General features: G+C 44.6%; 6 protein-coding genes. 3 read left to right on the forward strand and 3 right to left on the reverse strand.

The annotated features are described in order from the left end of the window. Positions 1–318: 318 nt before the first annotated feature. Positions 319–1,335, reverse strand: coding sequence for an erythrose-4-phosphate dehydrogenase (epd, locus tag AB4135_RS19625; protein ID WP_371995125.1), 1,017 nt, complete (start codon positions 1,333–1,335; stop codon positions 319–321). A gap of 157 nt (positions 1,336–1,492) precedes the next feature. Then, positions 1,493–3,484, reverse strand: coding sequence for a transketolase (tkt, locus tag AB4135_RS19630; protein WP_371995126.1), 1,992 nt, complete (start codon positions 3,482–3,484; stop codon positions 1,493–1,495). 519 nt (positions 3,485–4,003) lie between these two features. Between tkt and metK the strand changes: the two genes are divergently transcribed. The 3 genes from metK (at position 4,004) to AB4135_RS19645 (ending at position 6,533) form a co-directional block, all read left to right on the forward strand. Beyond that, positions 4,004–5,158: a methionine adenosyltransferase gene (gene metK / locus AB4135_RS19635; RefSeq protein ID WP_371995127.1), complete on the forward strand. Its 1,155-nt coding sequence runs from the start codon at positions 4,004–4,006 to the stop codon at positions 5,156–5,158. Between the two features lie 433 nt (positions 5,159–5,591). Then, entirely contained in the window at positions 5,592–5,999 is a 408-nt protein-coding gene (locus tag AB4135_RS19640; RefSeq protein ID WP_371995128.1) for a hypothetical protein, read from the forward strand. Positions 6,000–6,068: 69 nt separating this feature from the next. After that, entirely contained in the window at positions 6,069–6,533 is a 465-nt protein-coding gene (locus AB4135_RS19645; protein WP_371995129.1) for a GNAT family N-acetyltransferase, read from the forward strand. A 475-nt stretch (positions 6,534–7,008) separates the two neighbouring features. Here AB4135_RS19645 and AB4135_RS19650 read toward each other — a convergent pair whose 3' ends face one another. Further along, positions 7,009–7,479 (reverse strand): hypothetical protein, encoded by a 471-nt coding sequence (locus AB4135_RS19650; protein WP_371995130.1) that lies wholly within the window; start codon positions 7,477–7,479, stop codon positions 7,009–7,011. Between the last annotated feature and the right edge of the window lie 128 nt (positions 7,480–7,607).

Genomic DNA, 7,607 nt, shown 5'->3' on the forward strand with positions numbered 1-7,607 from the left:
TAGCCGTCAACCGTCTTAGCAGTTTCTTGGCTTTGCCATAAACCTTTGACTGTGACGGCATAAATGCCGACCTACTTGAGAAGAAGGCTCTAAGTGTTAGAGCGTTCGCAAGTTCACTTCTAGGACGGCCTCCACCCTCTCTAAAAACAAAGCAATACCAGTAACCTTTGTTACACTCTTCTAGTTTTGCTTTTCCCGCTCTATTCTTTCGGCTTTTGCCTTTGCGACTCTATCCGCCTTAGCCTTTCCCGGCTTTCTAGGCTTGGCTTTTTCCTAGGACCTGCTTTATCCCTAGGACCTGCTTTAAACCTGCTTTACCTAAGCCCTTCTTGCTTTAATCATCTCTAAGCTGGTATCGAGCATACGATTAGCGAAACCCCACTCATTATCACACCAGAGTAATAGCTTAACCAAATGGCCATCGCTGACTCTAGTTTGGGTACCATCGACAATACTTGAACGCGGATCGTGGTTAAAATCACACGATACTAGTGGCTCATTAGTATAGCCAACGACACCGGAAAACGATCCTTCTGTTGCCTGCTTAAGTACCTTATTAACTTGTTCGATATCGACGCGCTTATCTAGCGTAACGGAGAGGTCGATAGCAGTAACGTTAATCGTCGGTACACGCACAGAAATAGCTTCAAACTTATCTTTCATGTGCGGCAATATACGCTCAATACCACGAGCAAGTTTAGTATCGACTGGAATAATGGACTGCCCTGCGGCGCGGGTTCGGCGTAAATCATCGTGGTAAGCATCAATCACTTGTTGATCATTCATCGCCGAGTGAATGGTGGTAATCGCGCCACTTTTTACCTGGAAGTGCTTATCGAGTACGTCAATCACCGGCACGATACAGTTAGTCGTACAAGAGGCATTGGAGACAATAGTATGCTCAGCCTTGAGTAAGTCTTGGTTAACGCCATAAACAATGGTGGCATCGACATCGTGTGATGAGGGATTGCTAATCAGTACTTGCTTGGCCCCGGCACGAATATGCGCTTCACAAGCTTGGCGATCATTTATCACTCCCGTTGCTTCAAACACAATATCAATCCCCATCTCTTGCCAAGGCAAGTTGTCAGGTTCAGATTCATGTAACAACTTAATCGCGTCATCGCCAATAATCATATGTTGATCATCAAGCTTAACTTGGGTGTGAAAGCGTCCGTGAGTGGTGTCGTACTGAGTTAAATGTAGCATCGCTTCAGGTTTTGCCAATTCATTTATCGCGACAATCTGAATGCGGTCACGCTTTTCAGACTCATACACAGCACGAAGAATTGAACGACCAATGCGGCCATAACCATTTATAGCGACTCTTATCATGGATCTATTTTACCTTTTACGCGCTAATTTATAAATACAACAACGGCCTACCGCAATTGGTAAGCCGTTAGATCATAGAGCAATCGTTAGCTGCAATGAGCGTACAGGTCAATTGACAAGTATGCCATTGCATCTATTACTTTACTTTTTAAGCGTATTATAGACCGTTAACGGTCGCTACAACATTTTCAACAGTAAAGCCGAAGTGCTTCATCAAGTCGCCGCCTGGCGCAGACTCACCAAAGGTAGTCATGCCCACAACCGCGCCGTTAAAGCCTACGTACTTAAACCAGAAATCAACGTGAGCCGCTTCAATCGCAACACGCTTAGTCACGCTGCTTGGCAGTACAGATTCTTTATATACTGCATCTTGCTTGTCGAACTCGTTAGTTGACGGCATAGAAACAACACGTACTTTCTGACCTTGCTCAGTCAGCGCTGCAGCTGAATCAAGTGCAAGCTGCACTTCGCTACCTGTAGCGATAAGGATTAGCTCTGGCGTTCCAGCGCAATCACTTAGTACGTAACCGCCTTTAGCCACATTCGCTAACTGCTCAGCAGTGCGCGACTGTGCTTTAAGGCCTTGACGGCTAAAGATAAGCGATGTTGGTGCATCACGACGCTCAATAGCACTCTTCCACGAAACGGCGGTTTCAGCAGCATCACAAGGACGCCATACTGTCATGTTTGGTGTCATGCGCAAGTTAGCAAGTTGCTCAACAGGCTGGTGAGTAGGACCGTCTTCACCTTGACCGATTGAGTCATGGGTATAAACGAAGATGTTTTGAATGCCCATCAATGCCGACATACGTACTGCGTTACGTGCGTATTCCATGAACATCATGAACGTTGCACCGTAGTTGATGAAACCACCGTGTAGAGAAGCACCATTCATAATGCCGCTCATACCGAACTCACGTACACCATAGTAGATGTAGTTACCGGCAGCATCATCTTGAATGCCTTTAGAGCCAGACCAAAGAGTCAAGTTTGAACCCGCTAAATCTGCAGAACCACCTAACAGCTCAGGTAGCATTTCACCGAAGAAACCGATCGCATTTTGTGATGCTTTACGGCTAGCAATGCCTTCTGCTTTATCTTGGCATTCTTGAATAAATGCATTCGCTTTTTCTTCAAATTCTGCAGGAAGCTCGCCAGTGATAACACGACGCTTGTATTCAGCAGCAAGTTCTGGGAAAGCAGCTGTATATGCAGCAAACTTTTCATTCCAACTAGCTTCATTTGAAGCGCCAGAATCTTTAGCATCCCAACCTTGATAAACAGTTTCAGGGATTTCAAATGCACCGTGCTCCCAACCAAGGAACTCACGGGCCGCTGCAATTTCAGCATCACCCAATGGTGCGCCGTGACAATCATGGCTACCAGACTTGTTTGGCGAACCAAAACCAATGGTTGTTTTACAGCAGATCATCGTTGGCTTATCTGTAACAGATTTCGCTTCTTCGATTGCTGCACGGATTGCGTCGCTATCGTGGCCATCTACGTTAGCAATAACGTGCCAGCCGTAAGACTCGAAACGCTTAGGTGTATCGTCAGTAAACCAGCCCTCAACGTGACCATCAATAGAGATACCGTTGTCATCCCAGAAAGCAACTAACTTACCAAGGCCTAACGTACCCGCTAATGAACAAGCTTCATGAGAGATCCCTTCCATCAAACAGCCATCACCTAAGAAGCAGTATGTGAAGTGATCAACAATGTCATGGCCAGGTTGATTGAACTGTGCAGCCAATGTCTTTTCAGCAATCGCCATACCCACAGCGTTACTGATACCAGCGCCTAATGGGCCAGTGGTTGTTTCAACACCTGGTGTGTAACCATATTCAGGGTGACCAGGCGTTTTAGAGTGAAGCTGGCGGAAGTTCTGCAACTCCTCGATTGGCAATGCATAACCCGTAAGGTGAAGCAGAGAGTATATAAGCATAGAACCATGGCCGTTTGACAAGATAAAACGGTCACGATCAACCCACTCTGGGTTGTTTGGGTTGTGCTTTAGGAAATCATTCCATAGCACTTCAGCGATGTCAGCCATCCCCATTGGTGCACCTGGGTGACCAGAATTGGCTTTTTGAACGGCATCCATGGTTAATGCACGGATTGCGTTAGCGAGTTCTTTACGAGATGACATGCTCTCTCCTGCGTCGTGTTGAGGTATTGAGGCTTAGATCTAGTGAAGGGCTGCAACTTTAAATCTGCTTATCCCTTCTCTACAGCAAATTTTGGAGCCATATTTTCGCCTACTACACAGTAGGACGCAAATTTAATTCGCTCAGATTGAAAAATTATCGAAACATATTATTCATTACCTATGACACTCTAGCCATATTTAACAACACCTTAACTTAGTTGCGAATGAATTTAGCGTAGCCAAAATAAAATATTCGCCAGCCAACTCGTCAATAATGGCTATTGCTTGATCATTTTTTATCAGAACAAGTGAGTATACCAAACCAGATAAAAAGATTTTTTTCAGTAACTTACTAAAAACCACAACCATTATCCTTGTATAAACTAAGGATTTAATAGCGTGGATTACTGCACAAAATTAAGCGAAAAGGGTGTCATCCAAGCTGTTTTCCACTAAGATAGCCGTCTAGATGTAGATACTTCTACACATTCAAATTGTTTAAAGACGAGATTTTCCATCATGGCAAAGCACTTGTTCACCTCTGAGTCGGTCTCAGAAGGTCATCCAGATAAAATCGCCGATCAGATTTCTGATGCGGTACTCGACGCAATTTTGGAGCAAGATCCAAAAGCACGCGTAGCCTGCGAAACTTATGTCAAAACTGGCATGGTTATGGTTGGCGGTGAAGTCACCACTTCTGCATGGGTTGATATCGAAGAGATCACCCGTAAGACCGTACGTGACATCGGCTACACTCACTCAGACATGGGCTTTGACGCTGACTCTTGCGCAATTCTCAATGTGATTGGTAAGCAGTCTCCTGACATCAACCAAGGTGTTGACCGTGCCGACCCGAAAGAACAGGGTGCTGGCGACCAAGGCCTAATGTTTGGTTATGCCAACAACGAAACTGACGTATTAATGCCTGCGCCTATCACTTACTCGCATAAGCTTGTTAAGCGTCAATCAGAGATGCGTAAAGACAAGACGTTGCCATGGTTACGTCCAGATGCGAAAAGTCAGGTGACTTTTGCTTATAACAGTGACGGTAGCGTTGCTGGTATTGATGCTGTGGTACTTTCTACTCAGCACAGCGAAGACGTGACTCAAGCAGATCTTATCGAAGGTGTTATGGAAAGCATCATTAAGCCAGTACTGCCGGCTAAGTGGTTATCTAAAGACACTAAATACTTCATCAACCCAACTGGCCGTTTTGTTATCGGTGGCCCAGTAGGCGATTGTGGTCTAACAGGTCGTAAGATCATCGTTGATACCTACGGCGGCATGGCGCGTCATGGCGGCGGTGCTTTCTCTGGTAAAGACCCATCAAAAGTTGACCGTAGTGCAGCATACGCAGCACGTTACGTAGCTAAGAACATTGTTGCAGCAGGTCTTGCTGACCGCTGTGAAATTCAAGTGTCTTACGCAATTGGTGTGGCAGAGCCAACATCAATCAGCATCGAAACATTTGGCACAGCTAAAGTGGCTGAAGAGCTATTGATTGACCTAGTACGTCGTCACTTTGACTTGCGCCCATATGGTCTAACAGAAATGTTAAACCTAGCTCGCCCAATCTACCAAGCAACAGCTGCTTATGGTCACTTTGGTCGTAACGAGTTCCCATGGGAAGCGACAGACAAAGCAGAAGCACTACGCGCTGACGCTGGTATGTAAGCTGCATCGATTACATCGGCAAAGCTTACAATTAAAACCGCCTACCGGCGGTTTTTTTATGTCCGGAACATTTATGACGATTTGCCAAGGATGGCAAAAAATCGTCGTTATGTCCGGAACATTTATGACGATTTGCCAAGGATGGCAAGAAATCGTCGTTATGTCTGGAACATTTATGACGATTTGCCAAGGATGACTTTTTCAAAATCGTAAACCTGCGTTATGTATGGCACATGCATCCTAATGTGCCATAAGCGATTAGAGATTATCGAATCTCTGGAGCATTTAACCAAAAATGTTATAAATGGCGAAAAACCAACGATATGTAGGAGCCTCTATCACGCATATCAAACCAGCCAAAGTGATTGATTCTACTGACATCCAATACTATTATGCGCAGCAAGCTAACAACTATACTTAGGCTCTTATACTTATGCGTCGCTACATGCCCATTGGCTTTTTTCTATTTGGCTTGGTGCTACTCATCTTTGCTACTGAGTTCGCTCTTTTCATTTTTGCTCTGGCCTTTTTTATCATCGCTAGCAAGATGCTCTACTCCACATTATTTGGTCTCGATCGTTCAACAAAGCTAGCTCAATCAGATGAGTTATCTTTCAGTTTGTTCTTGAAGGTTATCGGCCTCTTTGTAGGCTCACTTATCCTATTATTACTAGCAGGAGTTTGCACCTTTGATACATGGAAGATGGTGACGGATTCAAATGCAAGCTGGGATAGCGATAACATCATTGTAGCGCTGTATAGCGCGTCAATTGGATTTATGCTTCTCTCTTACGTCATCATAAGAAGTCGCTCTCTTGTTTTAGCTTGGCGTAATCGCTAGTCACCAATGCGGCTAGAGCGCAAACTGCTATTCGCTGATATAACGCTTAATCGATAAGGTAAAAACACATTGCAATTAACTTGGTTAGCGCCTGATGAACGCATCGAGGTGAAGAAGTTCTATCGCCAACATATGCCCTACGCAAGCCTGTTGCAGAAAGAGTCAGTCTGTGTGCTAAGCCAAACTGACACTAATGCTGACAGCATAGGTGAGATAGTTGCCAGCGCCCGTATTCGACCAATCGGTGAGTTAGCCATTTTAACGGGGATGTTGGTGCACCCTGATTTTCGTGGCCAAGGTGTGGGGCATCAGTTGATGGATGAACTTGAATCCGTTATCTGTGATGGCAAGACGTATATTTTTGCCTTAGCACATTTAGAAGGGTTCTATGGGCAACATGGGTTTACTGTCATTGAGGACGCGCCCAATGATATTGCGCAGTTGTTTTTGAAGTATCAGGGTTCTGATAAGGAGTTGGTTTTAATGGGATTAACACCTTTTAATCCTGATAGTGAGACTGCGCCTAACAACTAACCCAATCAAGCTCCGCTTGATAAAAGTCGTGAGCTTCCAGCTCACACTCGGGCAAAAGGGGGACAACAGCTTCCCCCTCTTGCATCACCCGAGCCGCCCCGACGAAGTTGTCTCCCTCGTACTTATTCGAAATAGCCTAACGCTTCCGATGGGACATCTGCTGTAAATGGATTTACGAATGCCGCGGTGGCATGGATGCCAATAAGCGGTCTGTCCCGCGAAAGCTATGCCCACGTCCGTGTGGGCATTACGGCTATTTTTCAACGCACTTCGGCAACTCCGATGGGGAATGGGTGTACTGGGTGAGTCTGTAATGGCTGTTAGTCTCTAGATACCTGCCTAACGGCAAGCTCATTATTGGACAGGAACGCGTTAGTGCAAAGGGTCTAGGAATGGGTAGTGGAATTAGCAAATGTATGGGTATCAATTAAAGTTTACACTGACCCCCACTTATTCTAATCACTTTATCGACTTGTTAGCTTTCGTTTTCTACATATTGCAAAAATTTAAATAATTCCTTAGATTTGAAGTCCCCCAAATGGTCTTGAGTAAAGCTACTTTTGCCGAAATAACTACGATTAACCAACGTGAACTTGACCCACTTATTATGTTCATCATGGGAGCGAAAATCGAAGTCAAAAGCCCCATTTTTTGTCTCAATTCTGATAACAATATTATTATGAGGATTAATAGGCCTATACCCCATTGCAGATTCACTTTTTCCAAAAGCCTCTAAAAGTGACGCCAAGACTGAATTTGGAATATTTCTTAATACAATCCATTTCCCAATGGCTGTATTTCGAACCATAACAGCGACTATTTCATTTTCTGGAGTATTTGCTATTTCGGATAGCAAATTATTAGCCTTATGTTGACCATAAAAGGTCCAACCAAAGCTAAATACTAAAAATATCGGTATCAGTGTTGAAAAGAATTTCCGGCTCATCCGTAACCTTTAGAGAAAGCTAACGCCTCGTTAAGAGGCAAATAATATGTTGGCTAAAATAAGCGACGCAGGAGCAAAAGCTAACTATTATTTGTCCTGCTTCAACGACTTGATAATCATTGAGCCTC

Origin of the sequence: Shewanella sp. 10N.286.54.B9 (assembly GCF_041468565.1) — a bacterium.
In the GTDB taxonomy this organism is placed as follows: Bacteria; Pseudomonadota; Gammaproteobacteria; order Enterobacterales; family Shewanellaceae; genus Shewanella.

Bases quoted from the DNA above. Each gene is read 5' to 3' on its own strand.
- AB4135_RS19640 (WP_371995128.1), top strand. From the start codon at position 5,592: ATGCGTCGCTACATGCCCATTGGCTTTTTTCTATTTGGCTTGGTGCTA.
- AB4135_RS19650 (WP_371995130.1), bottom strand. From the start codon at position 7,479: ATGAGCCGGAAATTCTTTTCAACACTGATACCGATATTTTTAGTATTT.
- epd (WP_371995125.1), bottom strand. From the start codon at position 1,335: ATGATAAGAGTCGCTATAAATGGTTATGGCCGCATTGGTCGTTCAATT.
- metK (WP_371995127.1), top strand. From the start codon at position 4,004: ATGGCAAAGCACTTGTTCACCTCTGAGTCGGTCTCAGAAGGTCATCCA.
- tkt (WP_371995126.1), bottom strand. From the start codon at position 3,484: ATGTCATCTCGTAAAGAACTCGCTAACGCAATCCGTGCATTAACCATG.